Genomic DNA, 14844 nt, shown 5'->3' with positions numbered 1-14844 from the left:
CATTTCTTCACGTTGATATTAGAATGGGAAAAACGAAGTCAGGCTGTCTGCTTTTAGCTCAAAAAAGCATAGTTAGATCAATGGAATAGGGGTCGTATATGATAGAAATTAGATATTTGCAAAATTCTGATAAGCAGTTTTGGTATCGTCTTGATAAACATTTAGCTGAAGCTGAATTTGTAAACAAGGTTCGTTCCCAAAGAGGCTATGTTATTTTAATCGATGATCAACCGATAGGACTGCTGAGATATAATCTATTTTGGGATAATACTCCGTTTTGTACAATGCTTATAATAGATGAAATTCATCGTGGAAAAGGTTATGGCAAACAATTAATAGAATATTGGGAATATGATATGAAAACAAAGGGATATGGAATGTTATTAGTATCAACACAAGTGAATGAAACATCACAGAACTTTTATCGTAAATTGGGTTATAAGGATTGTGGCAGCTTGGTGATTGATATTCCTGTTTATGCTCAGCCCATGGAAATGTTCTTAATCAAAGCAATTTAACATATTCGGATTTACGGAGGTGATTTTATGCCGCAAATGAATAAAGGCGGGAAGTTTATTTTTGGAAAGTCGATCATCAAAATTGATGGTACAGTTCAGTTTCCTGCTCAAGCAATAAGTGAATATCATATTACCGATGAGGGTAAAGTTTATTTATTTACGGGAAGCAAGATCACTGGCGGATTTTGTGTGACGCGAAAAGGTTTGCTGCAAGCATCAAAACTTGGACATATTCTGTTAGAAACACCAGAACTACTAAATTATACTGCAATGCAGGGTGCGTTTATTAAGTACAAAGGTCGTTCGTATTGCTGGGTAGATATTTCGAAAACAGGGGAAATAGTCTTGACAGAAGAAATGATGAAATTTTTGAATATTAAACCGAATATGCCATTATTATCAATCCGTAGTAGCGATATTGCTTTTACTATGGGAGCAAAAGGACCCCTGTTAGAAAAAGCGGAAAATTATGAAGGGGGTATTCCTTTATTCTAAGAGCTGTAACTTCACGTTTGCCAAGAATTTGTGGAGCATAAAATAATAATTGCGGACATTCACAAGATGGAATTTTCTCTTAGTCCTACGAATGATGAACTGGTAATCACTTTGGAGCAAGGATTTAATTGAGAAAGGGAAAAGAACTAGGCCTTTCAATCAAATTCATATTCCTATGAGGATCAGGGCCGAAACAGGACTTTTTGATAACGATCCGGTAAATCCGCTGAAAGAATACAGAAAGAATAGGATAGTCTATTTGAGTGATTTTTAGAAGATAAGGTATGGAAAGATCTTATTCAAATCAAACGAATAGGGACTTGCTTGGTTAGATTATTAATAAAGGGCATGGATACCCAATAAGACTTCATTCTTTGGTGAAATTCCTGAAGTTCCAACAAATGCAAGGCATTAGGATTTTCAATCAATGGAACAATAAATTAGAATGTCTATTTTCTGTTAGCCTCAAGTATTGCAGCAATCATCTCGGGTGATTCCTGCATTCCCCGCTCTATCCACTGTTCAATCCAGCCATAAGTACCATATGCAACATAGGCAACTGAATAGGCAGAAATATTGTCGCATTTCTTCAAATCTCCGAAGAGTGCAATGATTGATTTCAAAACTAAATGAAAGAGATTTCTTTCTTTGAGAAGCTGATAGAAATCCTTGTGATCACTTAAATGCTGAAACAGGCATTGATAAAATTCTGTACCCGAATCTTTATGAGTGCCATTATATCCTGTCTCAAATTCTTTCATGAGCATTATTGCATATTGATATACGATATCTTCTTTTGTAGTATAGTTTCTGTAAAATGTATTACGGCTTACCTGAGCTTCACTTGCAATCTGACCAATGGTTAGTTCCTCTAAGGGATGTTCTTTTAGTAAATTAAGAGTGATAACGGTTATTTGATTTTTGGCATATGTGTTCTTCTCTTCATTATTCATGATGGTACAAAGCCTCCTATTTGTACCATTTTTTTCATATCGTTGACTTTAGATATTTAGGATGGTACATTTGTACTGACAAGACGAATGTACCATCACTTCGACGCAATGTCAATATTATTTTGATTTGGAGGGAATCAGCATGGAAAATTTTTTCACACATAAAAGAATCATTATTTTGCTATTCATCATTTTACTTGGAATTGTATTAGGACGCCTGGCAGTTCGTGTGGTACTTAATGCAATGCTGGGCGGAACTTTGTTTGGAGGAGATTTTCTGTGATAAAGAATGAAAAGAGAGGAAAGAAAAACGGAATGTTTGTTTTGCTTTGTATCTTGGTCTTTGTGATCAGTTTTGTAGGATCAGCTTTATTTAAAATGAACTATAAGCCGGCTGCTATGAAGAGGTATTCGGTTGACTGGAATAAAAGTGTTGGGGAAGGATATATTGATCTCTCTTATGGCGATCAGGATGCAAATAAGTTTGATTTGTATGTACCAGCAGATCAATCTAAGAGTAATTATAATCTTGTGGTATACCTTCACGCAGGTGGTTTTACTTCCGGTGATAAAACCGATGATAAAGAGATGCTGCAATGGCTCTGCTCCAAGGGATATGTCGCTGTTGGAATTAATTACACGCTAAGAGATGATGGGCATCCAGACGCAAGTGTATATTCGCAGTCGATGGAAATCAAGGAAGCAATGCCTAAGGTTATTGAGGCCGCAAAAGAAAAAGGATACAACATCGATTCTATGGCCATTGCTGGAGGTTCTGCTGGCGGAGCTCTTGCAATGATCTATGCATATCGTGATGCGAACACTTCCCCTGTACCCGTAACCATGCTATTTGAAGCGGTTGGACCATCAAGCTTTTATCCAGAAGACTGGAAATGTTATGGATTTGACAAGGAAGAAAATAAGGAGAATGCAGCTTCTCTCTTTGGTGTTATGCTGGGAAAAACGATTCCATCAAGTATATTTGGAACTGATGAGTATGATGAGCAGATGAAAGACATTTCTTCATTATTGTGGGTAGATGAAAATACAGTTCCTTCGGTGCTTGCTTATGGACAATATGATAAGGTACAGCCCTTTGACAGTTCTGTGAGACTTGATCAGAAATTAACGGCTTGTGGTGTACCGCACCAATATATTGTCTTTGAACACTCTGGACATGGATTACAAAATGATACAAAAATGTATATAGAGTATATGAACAAAGTGGAAGAATATTTGGATTTATATTTGCCTGTAAAGTGAGGCAGGAAGATAGAAAAAGTTTTGTAAAGAATTAGAATACGGTTGCAATCATAATTTTAATACCTATTTATTAGTTGAGCTAGTGGATACTTCATCTGCCAATGTGACTTCTAAGAACTATTCAAAAGAAGTTAAAATAGGCAGACAGAGTGAAAAAACGTATCTGACAAAGGGAGAGTATCAGGTTCAAATTATAAAAGGCAGTTCTATCGCAGTGTGCCTCTATAATCGGGATTTGAATTGAATTCAGGCCGCAAAGCCGGCGGTTTGACATTTCTGCACGTTGATATTAGAATGGAAAAAAGAAGTCAGGTTAATCGGCCGTTAGCTAAAAAAGGCGTATTAGATTATTCGAGGTTGAGGAGGGAATAAGAGATGTGGATCTGTCCCCAATGCGGAAGAGCGTTTAAAAGAAAAAATCAGGGACATTATTGCGGAAAAGCCCCTGAAACAGTATTAGAATATATCAATTCGCAGCCCCTGGAAACCCATTCTCATTTAATGGAAATGATGATTACGCTGAAGAATAGTGTTCCCTGCATCCATGAGCGGATTTTATGGAGTATGCCGTATTATGAAAAAGATGGAAAATCCATTTCTTTTTCTGCTTGTAAAAAACATATTAGTTTTTATGCAGGTATTGAAGTGATAGAAGAATTTGCAGATGAGTTAAATGAATTTGTTATTAAGAAAAATGCAATCTATTTTCCTTATGATAAAGCATTGCCAACCCAATTGATTTCAGATATTGCAAAATGGTGTCTAAGCTGATTTGACAGCTTTTGGTTTATCGAACTTGTACACTTTATGAAAACAAAATTTGGGAGAGGAACGCTATATGAAATTAGAAAAAGTAGAAAACAAACAGATTGAAAAAATTGTGAGTATGTCAAAAAGAGCATTTGAAACTGATGTTGAAGTTGGCGGCTCTTTCGATGGCTATCCGCCCGAATACGATTCAGTAATCTGGCATGAACAAATGTTAAAGGAAGATCATTTATATCAGGCTGTGGAGGGGAATAAGGTTGTCGGGGGCACAATTCTCTTTTTGAACGAAAATAATAATAATTTATATATCGGAAGAATTTTCATAGATAGTGTATATCACAGAAAGGGTTATGGTATCTCTCTGATGGAATGTATAGAAAACTTCTATCCTGATGTAAAGGAGATAAATCTTGATACTCCTCTTTGGAACATAAGAACAAACTCCTTTTATAAGAAGTTAGGCTATATTGAAGTAAAACGAGAGGATGGCTTTGTATTCTATCAGAAAAAGCTGAAATGACAAATTTCAGCTTTTCGTATCGGAAAATCGGTATTTGTGGAGGTAAATGATGAAAAAAATATTAGTCGTTGTTGGTGGTGGACGTCCAAATGGAAATACCAATCAATTAGTGAATGCATTTATTAGAGGGGCTCTTGATGCTGGTCATGAAGTAGAGAAAGTATCGTTGAATAAATTTGAAGTGAAAGGGTGTATTGGATGTAATGCTTGCCGTTACGGCAAACCCTGTGTTCAAAAAGATGCGTTTAATGATTTCGTTCATAAAATTATATCGGCGGATTGCATTGTATTTGCATCTCCGCTTCTCTTTTGGACAATATCCTCAAAACTAAAAGCATTTATTGAACGGTTTTATTGTATTGCAGAAGAAGATAGTAATCCATCATATGGACGATATGAAAAATACCCAGTAAAAGATGCAGCATTACTAATGACATCGGCAGATAACTTCTTCTGGACATATGAACAGGCGGTATCTTATTATAAGTTTACAATTATAAATTATATTGGTTTCAATGATAAAGGAATGGTGTTAGCTGGTGGCTGCGGTGACACAAATGGAAGACCACAGATAGATAAAACAGAGCATTTAACAGAAGCTTATGAGTTTGGAAAATCCATTTATTAAGAATAATGTAAATTTAAATTTGTGGGAAAGAAAATGAAACTAATTCAGGAATGACTGCTGTGAGATATTGGGCTCTGAAAGAATTCTAATTACTTCAAAAAATAGAGAAAAAGGATCGTATCCATACTATGGTGTTAATAGGTTGCAAGATTATATAGAAATTTGCGAGCTTTGTCAAAGTAGATGTTAAGGAGGACACAAGATGAGCGAAACAATGAAATTTGCCAACAGAGAAGAATTTCGTGAATGGCTCTGTAAACATTGTTTATCAGAGGACGGTATTTGGCTTTTGTTCGGCAAGTCGGGTGGACCCAAAACTATTAAAGCAGCAGAAGCGTTGGAAGAGGCTCTCTGTTTTGGTTGGATTGACGGACAGATGGAGAAGATTGATGATAAGACATATAAGAAATATTTTTCTCTGCGCAGAAAGAACAGCAAATGGTCAGAGAAGAATAAGGCATTGGTGAAAAAACTTGAAGAAGAAGGGCTGATGACGGATTTGGGCAGGAAGAAAATAGATGAGGCTAAAAAGAACGGCCAGTGGGAAGCTTCTAACCCTCTGGCCATCATTACAGAAGAGGAAATAGCCTGTCTGTCCGCACTGTTGGAGAAGCATGAACTCGCTCACACAAATTTTCAAGCCATGTCTCTATCCGTCAAGAAAACTTATACACGGGCATATCTTGATGCAAAAACAGATGCTGGACGGGAAAAGCGCATTGCTTGGATGGTAGATCGGCTTAATAAAAATCTAAAACCCATGTGATCATTTTGAAAGATTTATCATGATGGAAGAATTAAAAATGTTGAGATTTATGAGGTGGATATATATGAAAAGGTGTTTAGTGTTCACTTTAGCATTGGCCTGCGTAATAGGTATTGTAGGTTGTAGCAGTCGAACTATGAATTATATCATAGAAAATGAGCCAAGTATTACTGGAATTGTAGAAAAAGTACAAGATAACTTTATTGTCATCTATATCAATACAGAGGGTTATCCTAATGGGTCGAGCTGTAAAGTTTCATTAAATGTGGAAAACAAAGACAGTTATACAGATGTTTCTGTTGGAGATGAAATTACTGTGTATTACAATGGTGAAATAGCAGAAAGTGCTCCACTTCAAATAAATACTGTGTATGGTATTACACTGAAAACTCCAGCAAATCAAGATGTTAAATAAATTTATATTTATCATGTTCTTTCACAACTGATCCAGCTTTGGGGATTGAATATGCAGACGGACGTCCAGTCTAAAAAAAACTTCGCTCAACTGATCGAGAAATGACAACTCCCTTGTTTCTGCTGTGATGCGTACAGCTTGGACTTTCTATTCGCAGCTTGGACTTACTCACAATTGGTACGGTCAACGATATGTATGCAGAGATCAGAAATGATGATTACAGGTACAGAGAGGTCACAACATGTAAGAGCTTCGACAGATTTTAATGAATGATTGCATACTTCAAAAATGTATTGCTATTGTACTGACAAGTGAATATACTATAAATAGAAGAAAAAATATACGTTTTTGGAAGGAGCGATTACGATGGCAGCAAAATCAGCAAATCTCTATGCCAGAATTGAACCAGAGGTAAAGGAGCAGGCAGAGGGAATTCTCTCCGCACTTGGCATTCCTGCATCCAATGCAATCAATATGTTCTATAAGCAGATTATCCTTCACAGAGGATTGCCTTTTGAGGTCAAGATACCTTCTGCAAGATCATTAGATATGAGCATTTTATCAGAGGAACAGATAAATGAAGAATTAGAGAAAGGTTATGCAGACATGAAGGCTGGCCGTACAAAGCCAGCAAGTAAGGTATTTTCAGATATTCGCAAGGATTATAATTTATGATCTTTGAAATTGAGATCTTAGATCAGACAGAGATCTTAGAAATATTTATGAATATATTGCATTTGAACTCCAGTCCCCAGAAAATGCGGCAGGCCAGCTTGACCGACAGGAAGAAAGTATCATGGAACTTGACTAGATGCCAGAGCGTTTTCGTGCATACGAGAATGAGCCGTGGCACAGCCGAGGGCTGCGTATCATGCCTGTAGACAATTACTGCGTGCTTTACATTCCAGATCCAAAGGATGCTGTCGTTACGATAATCCGTGTGATGTATGGAGGTAGGGATATTGATATACAGTTAAGAAAGTATACAAAGCAGTAAGCTAAACAATTCCAGTTTATCGTGAGTGATAAACTGATTGCAAAATCAGTGTTTAATGGAGAAAAATTTGTGGGAACAGGAATAATTGTATGCGGCCTAAATGGGGCTGGAAAGAGTACGTTGGGAAAAGTCTTAGCAGAGAAATTAAATTTTCATTTTATTGATAACGAAAGACTGTATTTTCCTGCGGCGGATCTTCATGGTATTTATGCATATCCGCGCACCCGCGAAGAAGCTGCAAAGCTCCTTTTCAATGAAATTAAAATGTATGAAAATTTTGTTCTTGCTTCCGTAAAAGGGGATTACGGAGAATGGTTCTATCCCTATTTTCAGTATGTCATTTTGCTTGATGTTCCGAAAGCTGTTCGGATACAACGCGTTAAAAATCGTTCTTTTCAGAAATTTGGTAATAGAATGCTGCCGGGCGGAGATTTACATGATCAGGAAAATAACTTCTTTCATCTTGTTCAACTTAGAGCTGAAAATGAAGTTGAAGAATGGCTGCAATCTTTAAACTGTCCTATTATACGAGTGGATGGAACAAAGTCCGTAGGCGAAAACACAAAACTTATTATTGAGCAAATAAGACTCTAAATTCACGCTTAACGAGAAGTTGCTGAGTATAAAATGGGGAGATGGTTATGGTAATGAAATTGTTTTTTAGGGCAATTAAAAAGTTTATATTTGGAATATTCCTTGTGGGTTTATTGCTTTTCTTACCTGCTTGGTATGAGAAAGAAGCAACTATGCAAACTTGGAGCGTAAGAACTTTACAGCGTAATATTTCGTCCCAATATTACTATCGTATGCTTCAGACACAGAAGCAGGAACTTGTTGAGAACGAAATGAAGGAGCTGACCGCAGATTATCAAAATGATAAATTGGAAGTTATTTATCAACAACTACATTACCATCGCTATCAAGCAAAGGCGTAATTGACGAACCTCCAACACCTACTGTCATAATATAATTAACACCAGTTATTGTATCAACTATAACCCTAATCGCTCCGAAAGTATAGTTATCTTCTTCCTTTAGACTAAATCTTTTCTCCTTTTTCTCAAACATAGCAATTCCTCCCTTTCAAGTTATAGTTTGCTGAGTACGCCTTTTCCTCCTATAGCGTATTCGCTCCGCGTTTTTTCAATTCTAATGTTTCAGCGCGTATCTTTCGAATTAAATCTTATATTGCTTTAGCGGTTCTTGCAAGACACCATTTTCTTTTGGGCACCCAATAGGACACTTTTGTTCCATTAAGTCCATAGTCCGCTTCTCATGCTTTAGGTAACTATGCGTACTTGCGGCTGTTTAGGCTGTCTTTACCAGCTGGTAACAACACTATTTTTTATTGAAAATTTCTTCTATATACCTAGGAGCATCTTGACCATAATAAATACGAATTTTTGTAGTATTGGTTAATCCTTCTAAATTAGAATTTGATAAGGGGATAGTTATGACAATAACAATCCGCTTATTGAGTTGGTTTCTATGCGGCTTATTGGATTAGGCCCTAGGTGTAGGATGGAAATAATGGAACTGGAGTGTCAGGGACACTGCAGTTTTTTAATCTTGTCTTTTCCGCATTTGAATTCGAATGAGATTGTTGTTGATCCAAAATGGCAGAAAGAAGTAAATAAGGATAAAAATCACAAAAAGGTAGACGATCAGGCCGGTGAAAAAATGCAGACCTGCAAGAGATAGTGCCAGAATGGCGATCAAAATGCAAACCGGCCATGTCAAGGAAAGGCGATACCGGCTGTGACAATGCGGACATTCGATTCGCTGGAATAAGAATGATAGAGGCCTAAGCGGCAGAGTGTGGCCGCAGTGCGGGCAGGTGATTTTATTCTTCATGATCGGTTCCTCCTTGAATTCCAGAAAGCAGAACAAACAATGACTTTAAACAACAGATGGACATCAATAAAAAGAGGCTGAAATTAAGCGGGTCGTGAAAAAAGGTCAGCGTAATCCAGCGCAGAAAAGCCAGATAAAGCCAAGAAGTTTGGCTAACAACGTAAAATTGAGTATACCAGGCGCTCCATGCGTAAAGTGCGACAGCCAGCCAGTAAATCAAATCTAAGATCAGCCATCGGTTCCGCGTTTTCCAAAACCGATAAACAAGAAAAAGAAAAAAGCAGGAAAACAAAAAGGCATAATCATAGACATGGATGTCTGTGCAGTAAGGCGTGACCAGATCTATACTTTGACAAGACAGTCCATTTTGAATGGGACAGAGGCTTACGGGAACTGGCCAGCACCGCTTTTCGTTCCAGGACAATCCCAGCTGGATAACCAGAAAGAGGAGAATCATCCCATCAGGATTAAGAAATAACTTCCAGCTTCGTGTTTTCATAAATGCCTTTCTTTTATTAACACATGAGGCCTGTTTCTGCTTTTATTATAAAGCTAAAATTGAAAAAAAGACAGAGTGGGGAAGGACAGAAAGTCGGTTAGACGAGAGAAGCGCTGCATCAAGATCTTGAGAAACAACAAGATTCGAAAGCGAAGAAAAATTTAAGCGGAGAAGAAAAAGAATTCAATCAATTCTTTGTTAAAAATATTGACAATCTAACAAATTGGAAATACACTAAAAACAGTGGCTGAAGCTGGACTTCGGCAAAAGAGGGAGGTGGAACGAATGGATAACCCGGGCGGTAGTAGTTGCAGGCAAGGCATCAATAAAACGGGAAATTCATTCTTTCCGCTTCTGGAGGGCGAGTCTGCCCAAAAATAAAGCTCCAGGACGTTTTATTCATGCTTTGCGAACTTGAAGAACAAACTTGAAGGAGGGCAAAGTATGACAGTCAAAACCATCACCGAGCTTTTATATGCAAAAAAATACGCTCAGATCAAAAAAGAACTCAATGAGATGAACAGCGTGGACCTGGCGGAATTGCTTGAACAATTTCCCCAGGAAAGCATGGTCATCCTTTTCCGTCTGATCGCCAAGGAAACGGCGGCGGAGGTGTTCACCAACATGAACACGGAGATGCAGCAGGCGCTGATCAGCACGTTTACGGAAAAAGAACTGAAAGATATCTTTGAGGATATGTTTATGGATGATACCGTCGATATCCTGGAAGAAATGCCGGCGAATGTTGTGGAACGGATTTTGGATGTTACCGATAAGGAAACCCGTTCGCGTATCAATGAGCTGCTTCAGTATCCGCAGGACAGCGCCGGCAGCATCATGACGACCGAGTATGTTGATTTGAAAAAGACGATGACCGTGCGGGAAGCGATTGCGAAAATCAAGCGCGTTGGCATTGATCAGGAAACGATTTACACATGTTATGTCATTGAAAATAAAAAACTGCTGGGGATCGTCACAGCGAAAAGCCTGCTTTTAAACGATGAGAATGTCCGGATCGGCGATCTGATGGAAACCCATGTGATTTCCGTGCGGACGCATTATGATCAGGAAGAAGTATCCAAACTGTTCCAAAAGTACCGGCTGATTTCCATTCCGGTCGTCGATACTGAGAACTGCATGGTCGGCATCGTTACCTTTGACGATGCGATGGAGGTCTATCAGGAAGAAATGGCCGAGGATATCGCCTTGATGGCGGCGGTTCAGCCCAGCGATGACTCCTACTTCGGCACTTCCGTTTTCAATCATGCCAAACATCGGATTTTGTGGCTGTTGTTTTTAATGCTTTCAGCTACGATTACCGGGACGATCATTTCCCGTTATGAAGAAACGATTTCGGCGATCCCGCTTTTGGTTTCATTTATCCCGATGCTGATGGATACTGGGGGAAACTGCGGTACACAAAGCTCAACCCTGGTCATTCGCGGGATTGCGACTGATGAAATTCGCTTCGGCGATCTGTTTAAAGTCGCGTTTAAGGAAAGCCGGATTGCCCTGATTGTCGGCGCAGCGCTGGCTCTGGTCAACGGTCTGCGGATCATCTTGATGTATCAGGATCCGCGGCTGGCGGTCTTGCTGGGAGTTTCCTTAATGTGTACGGTTTATCTGGCGGAGCTGATCGGCTGCATGCTTCCGCTGCTGGCTAAGAAAGTCCATTTGGATCCAGCCATCATGGCGGCGCCGCTGATCACAACCATTGTGGATACTTGTTCCATCATGATCTATTTTGCGATCGCTACGCATCTGTTTGCTTTGTAAGCTGTAACCGACAACGGTGTAGAAAAATTCAATTCCATCTCCAATTTCAAGACATTCACAAAAAAGTGAGTGTCTTTTTGTTTTCCATCACGGCTATCTCCCCAACTCCTGGCCCGTCTGCACAATATTATACAGTGGGTCAACGAAAGTTTGACCGGAAAGGAGAATGTCAAATGGGAAACGTAGAAAGAGCGCTCCGGATTCCGCGCAGCTGGATGGAATCCGACGCGGATTTCGCAGCGGAATGTGATCGTCCGCATCGTCCAACTCCGCCGTGCAGACCTCAATGTCCAAACGGAAGTCATGATTTCCGCACTCGCTTTGACGAAGTGAATTTTTTGGAGGATGAAATCGAGGAGGCTGTCAGTTCTTCAGCCGGCTGCGGCTGCCATCCGAAGCCTCCAGTTTGTCCGCCGAGCTGCGGCTGTGACTGTGACTGCGATTGTGACTGCGATGAAGAACCGGATGACTGTGGCTGCGGTCATCATGACTGTGGCTGCCCGGATGAGGACTGCGGCTGCGGCCACCATCACGATGACGACTGCGGCTGTGACGAGGATACCGGGGATCAGGAAGACTGCGGCTGCGGTCATGACTGCGGTTGTCAAGAGGATCCAGATCCGGACTGCGGACATCAGAATGACTGCCGGAACGGGAGTCTGGCTATGCCGTATGTCATTCGTCAGCGCTGGACCGGAAAGCGGGAAATCTACAATCGTCCGCGCGCTTTATTAAGAGGCACGCTGTTTGTCGAACTGGACAAGCCGTTTACGGGGAAGGGAGGCAGCCGGGATGAATAAGAAGGAATTGCTGCGCGAGCTGCAGGAACTGGATTTTGCGATTCAGGAAGCGGTTTTATTTTTGGACACCCATCCTCACAATGAAGTCGCATTGAGCTATTATCGCTATGTCACCGGTCTGCGCCGCAAGGCTGCGGACGAATACAACCGTGTCTGCGGTCCGCTGACCAGCCGGGACAGCCGCGGACGCCGCTGGGATTGGGTCAATAGTCCATGGCCGTGGGAAAGAGAGGGATAAATCCATGTGGATCTATGAGAAAAAACTGCAGTATCCTGTGAATATCCAGAAGCCGGACCCGGCAATGGCAAAGCTGATCATTTCGCAGCTGGGCGGCTCGGATGGAGAAAAGGGAGCTTCTGACCGTTATCTGAACCAGCGTTACGCGATGCCGTATCCTGAAGTTCGGGCACTGTTGACGGACATCGGCACCGAAGAGATGGCGCATGAAGAGATGATCGCTACGATGGTTTATCAGCTGTTAAAAGGCTGTTCCGCTCAGCAGATCAAAGCTGCCAATGCCGCCGATTACTATGTCGATCATACAGCCGGCGTGTATCCGCAGGGAGCTAACGGCGTTCCTTATACTACCGCCTATATTCAGTCGAAGGGGGATCCGATTACGGATCTGTCAGAAGATCTGGCAGCCGAACAGAAAGCCCGCACGACGTATGAAAATCTGATGCGGCTGGCAAAAGATCCGGAAGTTTACGGACCGCTGCTGTTTTTGCGGGAACGTGAGATTGTTCATTTCCAGCGTTTTGGCGAAGCCCTTGACTTTGTCCGCAAGGATTTGGACTGCCGCAACTACTATCGCTACAATCCGGCTTTTGATCGCTGATTGAAGGCCGTGGACGGGAGGATTCCCGTCCTTACATCACATCGTGGGGAATCAGAAAGGAAACAGCGTCGGAGATGGGGAAAGAATTTTTGTAACTGTGCACTAAATATGGAAAATTTCAGAGAAACTTTGTACAGTGGAATGCGGAACTTTCCTTTTCCCTTTCCTTTTTTCTGCTTTTTTGGTTAGGTAATAACGTTTCATATTACTGTAAAATCATGGTAATTTGAATATGAAACTACTATAATGTTGAATATATAGAAAAGGTGCAGAATATGAAAAGACAAACTAAATTTGGGATGATCGTGATGGCGGCAATGCTCATGATGCAGGGCTGCGGAGCGAAAAAGGAAAACTATGACCGTTTGCTGGATCCAAACAAGCCAGTTACGCTGGAAATCTGGACTTATTATAACGGGACGCAGAAAGCAGCTTTCGACGGATTGGTGACTGAATTTAACGAAACGATTGGGGCTGAAAAGGGGATTGTGGTCGAAGCGTACAGTCAGGGCAATGTCAACGATTTGATCAAGAAGGTTGAAGAATCGGCGGAAAAGAAGGTCGGAGCCGGGGAAATTCCGGATATCTTTGCGGCTTATGCCGATACCGCGTTTAAGGTTGACAAGCTGGGGCTGGTCGCTTCAATTGATCAGTATATGAGCGAAGAAGACCTGGCATCCTATCGGGATGAGTATTTGAGCGAAGGTCGGATCGGTGAGGACGACAGTCTGAAAATATTCCCGATTGCCAAATCCACGGAATTGATGATGCTGAACAAGACGGATTGGGATCGGTTTGCGGACGAGACCGGTGCCACCTTGGATGAGTTAAATACATTGGAGGGCGTGACGAAGGTAGCCCGGGAATACTATGAGTGGACGGACAGTCTGACACCGCAGCCCAATGACGGCAAGGCTTTCTTTGGCCGGGATGCGATGGCGAATTATATGATTATCGGCAGCCGTCAGCTGGGGAAGGAAATTTTTGCAGTTGAAGGGGATCAGGTGACACTGAATCTGGATCGTGAGATCTTTAAGAAATTGTGGGATAATTATTATATTCCTTATATTCGCGGCTATTTTACAGCCCAGGGACGCTTCCGTTCGGATGATGCGAAAACCGGCGATCTGATCGCCTTAGTCGGATCGAGCAGCGGAGCAGCTTATTTCCCGAAGGAAGTGGCGGTCAGTGATGTTGAAAGCTATCCGATCGAATCTGTTCTGGCAGCCGCGCCGATGTTTGCGGACGGGGATAAAATCGCGGTTCAGCAGGGCGCCGGCATGGTTGTGTCCCGCTCGGATGCCGCGCATGAATATGCTTCGGTTGTATTCTTAAAATGGTTTACGGAAGAAGAACGAAACATTGAATTTTCACTGGCTTCAGGTTATTTGCCGGTAAAAAAAGCTGCAAATGATTTTGAAGCGATAAAAAAAGTCATGGACAGTCATGAAGAACTGGCTTCCGCTGAGATGATCGATGTGGTTGAAGTCGCGGAAAAGCAGCTGAATGAAGTTGAACTGTATACGACAAAAGCCTTTGAAGGCGGCAATGATGCCCGCTCTTTATTGGACACGTCGATGCAGGATCTGGCGAAAGCGGATCGCGAACAGGTCAAGGCGAAGCTGGCACAGGGGATGAGCCTGGATGAGGCGGCCGCTGAATTTGAGACCGAAGCTTATTTTGACGCTTGGTTTACGTCGCTGACGCAGCAAATGCAGGAAATTGTAAAGAAATAACGTTTGTAGAAAAGGAG

The 14844-nt window shown here is 41.2% G+C and carries 21 protein-coding genes; 17 read left to right on the top strand and 4 right to left on the bottom strand.

The genetic code is table 11. From position 1 onward, the window contains the following. Positions 1-98 precede the first annotated feature (98 nt). Positions 99-518: a GNAT family N-acetyltransferase gene (locus MCG46_RS16545; RefSeq protein ID WP_240280960.1), complete on the top strand. Its 420-nt coding sequence runs from the start codon at positions 99-101 to the stop codon at positions 516-518. 27 nt (positions 519-545) lie between these two features. Further along, complete coding sequence (locus MCG46_RS16540; RefSeq protein WP_240280959.1) at positions 546-1013, top strand: hypothetical protein; 468 nt, start codon at positions 546-548, stop codon at positions 1011-1013. A gap of 449 nt (positions 1014-1462) precedes the next feature. On the opposite strand, the gene MCG46_RS16535 is transcribed toward MCG46_RS16540, so the two are convergent. Next, the gene (locus MCG46_RS16535; protein WP_240280958.1) at positions 1463-1966 is read right to left on the bottom strand and encodes a TetR/AcrR family transcriptional regulator; all 504 of its coding nucleotides are present in this window, start codon (positions 1964-1966) and stop codon (positions 1463-1465) included. A 142-nt stretch (positions 1967-2108) separates the two neighbouring features. On the opposite strand from MCG46_RS16535, the gene MCG46_RS16530 reads away from it, so the two are divergent. The 10 genes from MCG46_RS16530 (at position 2109) to MCG46_RS16485 (ending at position 8258) form a co-directional block, all read left to right on the top strand. After that, positions 2109-2249, top strand: a complete 141-nt coding sequence (locus MCG46_RS16530; RefSeq protein ID WP_240280957.1) for a hypothetical protein — start codon at positions 2109-2111, stop codon at positions 2247-2249. Beyond that, positions 2246-3229 (top strand): alpha/beta hydrolase family protein, encoded by a 984-nt coding sequence (locus MCG46_RS16525; RefSeq protein WP_240280956.1) that lies wholly within the window; start codon positions 2246-2248, stop codon positions 3227-3229. Before MCG46_RS16530 ends, MCG46_RS16525 begins: the two co-directional genes overlap by 4 nt. 375 nt (positions 3230-3604) lie before the next feature. Continuing rightward, positions 3605-4000, top strand: a complete 396-nt coding sequence (locus tag MCG46_RS16520; protein WP_240280955.1) for an iron chaperone — start codon at positions 3605-3607, stop codon at positions 3998-4000. Between the two features lie 67 nt (positions 4001-4067). Continuing rightward, complete coding sequence (locus MCG46_RS16515; protein ID WP_240280954.1) at positions 4068-4517, top strand: GNAT family N-acetyltransferase; 450 nt, start codon at positions 4068-4070, stop codon at positions 4515-4517. A 49-nt stretch (positions 4518-4566) separates the two neighbouring features. Continuing rightward, positions 4567-5145: a flavodoxin family protein gene (locus MCG46_RS16510; RefSeq protein ID WP_240280953.1), complete on the top strand. Its 579-nt coding sequence runs from the start codon at positions 4567-4569 to the stop codon at positions 5143-5145. A 202-nt stretch (positions 5146-5347) separates the two neighbouring features. Beyond that, on the top strand, positions 5348-5911 hold the full coding sequence (locus MCG46_RS16505; RefSeq protein ID WP_240280952.1) for a YdeI/OmpD-associated family protein: 564 nt from the start codon (positions 5348-5350) through the stop codon (positions 5909-5911). A gap of 64 nt (positions 5912-5975) precedes the next feature. Next, positions 5976-6326 (top strand): YobA family protein, encoded by a 351-nt coding sequence (locus MCG46_RS16500; RefSeq protein ID WP_240280951.1) that lies wholly within the window; start codon positions 5976-5978, stop codon positions 6324-6326. A gap of 366 nt (positions 6327-6692) precedes the next feature. Further along, positions 6693-7001 carry a type II toxin-antitoxin system RelB/DinJ family antitoxin gene (locus MCG46_RS16495; protein WP_240280950.1) on the top strand — a complete coding sequence of 103 codons (309 nt, stop codon included), beginning with the start codon at positions 6693-6695 and terminating at the stop codon, positions 6999-7001. A gap of 391 nt (positions 7002-7392) precedes the next feature. After that, entirely contained in the window at positions 7393-7917 is a 525-nt protein-coding gene (locus tag MCG46_RS16490; protein ID WP_240280949.1) for an AAA family ATPase, read from the top strand. A gap of 47 nt (positions 7918-7964) precedes the next feature. Continuing rightward, positions 7965-8258 (top strand): hypothetical protein, encoded by a 294-nt coding sequence (locus MCG46_RS16485; RefSeq protein WP_240280948.1) that lies wholly within the window; start codon positions 7965-7967, stop codon positions 8256-8258. Here the strand turns inward: MCG46_RS16485 and MCG46_RS16480 are convergent. The 3 genes from MCG46_RS16480 to MCG46_RS16470 all read right to left on the bottom strand — a co-directional run bounded on the left by MCG46_RS16480 (position 8212) and on the right by MCG46_RS16470 (position 9676). Then, on the bottom strand, positions 8212-8391 hold the full coding sequence (locus MCG46_RS16480; protein WP_240280947.1) for a DUF6440 family protein: 180 nt from the start codon (positions 8389-8391) through the stop codon (positions 8212-8214). The genes MCG46_RS16485 and MCG46_RS16480 overlap by 47 nt on opposite strands. Before the next feature lie 495 nt (positions 8392-8886). Beyond that, positions 8887-9177, bottom strand: coding sequence for a hypothetical protein (locus MCG46_RS16475; protein WP_240280946.1), 291 nt, complete (start codon positions 9175-9177; stop codon positions 8887-8889). Next, entirely contained in the window at positions 9167-9676 is a 510-nt protein-coding gene (locus MCG46_RS16470) for a hypothetical protein (protein WP_240280945.1), read from the bottom strand. The genes MCG46_RS16475 and MCG46_RS16470 overlap by 11 nt, the downstream gene beginning before the upstream one ends. A gap of 444 nt (positions 9677-10120) precedes the next feature. Between MCG46_RS16470 and mgtE the strand changes: the two genes are divergently transcribed. From mgtE to MCG46_RS16445, 5 genes are all read left to right on the top strand, one after another. Continuing rightward, a complete protein-coding gene (gene mgtE / locus MCG46_RS16465) occupies positions 10121-11452 on the top strand; it encodes a magnesium transporter (protein ID WP_240280944.1) in 1332 nt (443 codons plus the stop codon). A gap of 173 nt (positions 11453-11625) precedes the next feature. Beyond that, on the top strand, positions 11626-12252 hold the full coding sequence (locus MCG46_RS16460) for a spore coat associated protein CotJA (protein WP_240280943.1): 627 nt from the start codon (positions 11626-11628) through the stop codon (positions 12250-12252). Beyond that, positions 12245-12490 (top strand): spore coat protein CotJB, encoded by a 246-nt coding sequence (locus MCG46_RS16455; protein WP_020225503.1) that lies wholly within the window; start codon positions 12245-12247, stop codon positions 12488-12490. The genes MCG46_RS16460 and MCG46_RS16455 overlap by 8 nt, the downstream gene beginning before the upstream one ends. Positions 12491-12494: 4 nt before the next feature. Then, positions 12495-13091, top strand: coding sequence for a manganese catalase family protein (locus MCG46_RS16450; RefSeq protein WP_240280942.1), 597 nt, complete (start codon positions 12495-12497; stop codon positions 13089-13091). A gap of 275 nt (positions 13092-13366) precedes the next feature. Beyond that, positions 13367-14827: an extracellular solute-binding protein gene (locus MCG46_RS16445; protein WP_240280941.1), complete on the top strand. Its 1461-nt coding sequence runs from the start codon at positions 13367-13369 to the stop codon at positions 14825-14827. Positions 14828-14844: the final 17 nt, after the last annotated feature.

Origin of the sequence: Holdemania massiliensis, from assembly GCF_022440805.1 — a bacterium.
GTDB classification, from domain to species: domain Bacteria; phylum Bacillota_I; class Bacilli_A; order Erysipelotrichales; family Erysipelotrichaceae; genus Holdemania; species Holdemania massiliensis_A.
This window is presented reverse-complemented; position numbering and strand designations above follow the sequence as displayed.

Excerpts from the sequence above, each read along its gene's own strand:
- MCG46_RS16495 (WP_240280950.1), top strand. The coding sequence starts at position 6,693 with ATGGCAGCAAAATCAGCAAATCTCTATGCCAGAATTGAACCAGAGGTA.
- MCG46_RS16470 (WP_240280945.1), bottom strand. The coding sequence starts at position 9,676 with ATGAAAACACGAAGCTGGAAGTTATTTCTTAATCCTGATGGGATGATT.
- MCG46_RS16510 (WP_240280953.1), top strand. The coding sequence starts at position 4,567 with ATGAAAAAAATATTAGTCGTTGTTGGTGGTGGACGTCCAAATGGAAAT.
- MCG46_RS16530 (WP_240280957.1), top strand. The coding sequence starts at position 2,109 with ATGGAAAATTTTTTCACACATAAAAGAATCATTATTTTGCTATTCATC.
- MCG46_RS16445 (WP_240280941.1), top strand. The coding sequence starts at position 13,367 with ATGAAAAGACAAACTAAATTTGGGATGATCGTGATGGCGGCAATGCTC.
- MCG46_RS16545 (WP_240280960.1), top strand. The coding sequence starts at position 99 with ATGATAGAAATTAGATATTTGCAAAATTCTGATAAGCAGTTTTGGTAT.
- MCG46_RS16520 (WP_240280955.1), top strand. The coding sequence starts at position 3,605 with ATGTGGATCTGTCCCCAATGCGGAAGAGCGTTTAAAAGAAAAAATCAG.
- MCG46_RS16460 (WP_240280943.1), top strand. The coding sequence starts at position 11,626 with ATGGGAAACGTAGAAAGAGCGCTCCGGATTCCGCGCAGCTGGATGGAA.
- MCG46_RS16455 (WP_020225503.1), top strand. The coding sequence starts at position 12,245 with ATGAATAAGAAGGAATTGCTGCGCGAGCTGCAGGAACTGGATTTTGCG.
- MCG46_RS16540 (WP_240280959.1), top strand. The coding sequence starts at position 546 with ATGCCGCAAATGAATAAAGGCGGGAAGTTTATTTTTGGAAAGTCGATC.
- MCG46_RS16515 (WP_240280954.1), top strand. The coding sequence starts at position 4,068 with ATGAAATTAGAAAAAGTAGAAAACAAACAGATTGAAAAAATTGTGAGT.
- MCG46_RS16500 (WP_240280951.1), top strand. The coding sequence starts at position 5,976 with ATGAAAAGGTGTTTAGTGTTCACTTTAGCATTGGCCTGCGTAATAGGT.
- mgtE (WP_240280944.1), top strand. The coding sequence starts at position 10,121 with ATGACAGTCAAAACCATCACCGAGCTTTTATATGCAAAAAAATACGCT.
- MCG46_RS16480 (WP_240280947.1), bottom strand. The coding sequence starts at position 8,391 with ATGTTTGAGAAAAAGGAGAAAAGATTTAGTCTAAAGGAAGAAGATAAC.
- MCG46_RS16450 (WP_240280942.1), top strand. The coding sequence starts at position 12,495 with ATGTGGATCTATGAGAAAAAACTGCAGTATCCTGTGAATATCCAGAAG.
- MCG46_RS16475 (WP_240280946.1), bottom strand. The coding sequence starts at position 9,177 with ATGAAGAATAAAATCACCTGCCCGCACTGCGGCCACACTCTGCCGCTT.
- MCG46_RS16535 (WP_240280958.1), bottom strand. The coding sequence starts at position 1,966 with ATGAATAATGAAGAGAAGAACACATATGCCAAAAATCAAATAACCGTT.
- MCG46_RS16505 (WP_240280952.1), top strand. The coding sequence starts at position 5,348 with ATGAGCGAAACAATGAAATTTGCCAACAGAGAAGAATTTCGTGAATGG.
- MCG46_RS16485 (WP_240280948.1), top strand. The coding sequence starts at position 7,965 with ATGGTAATGAAATTGTTTTTTAGGGCAATTAAAAAGTTTATATTTGGA.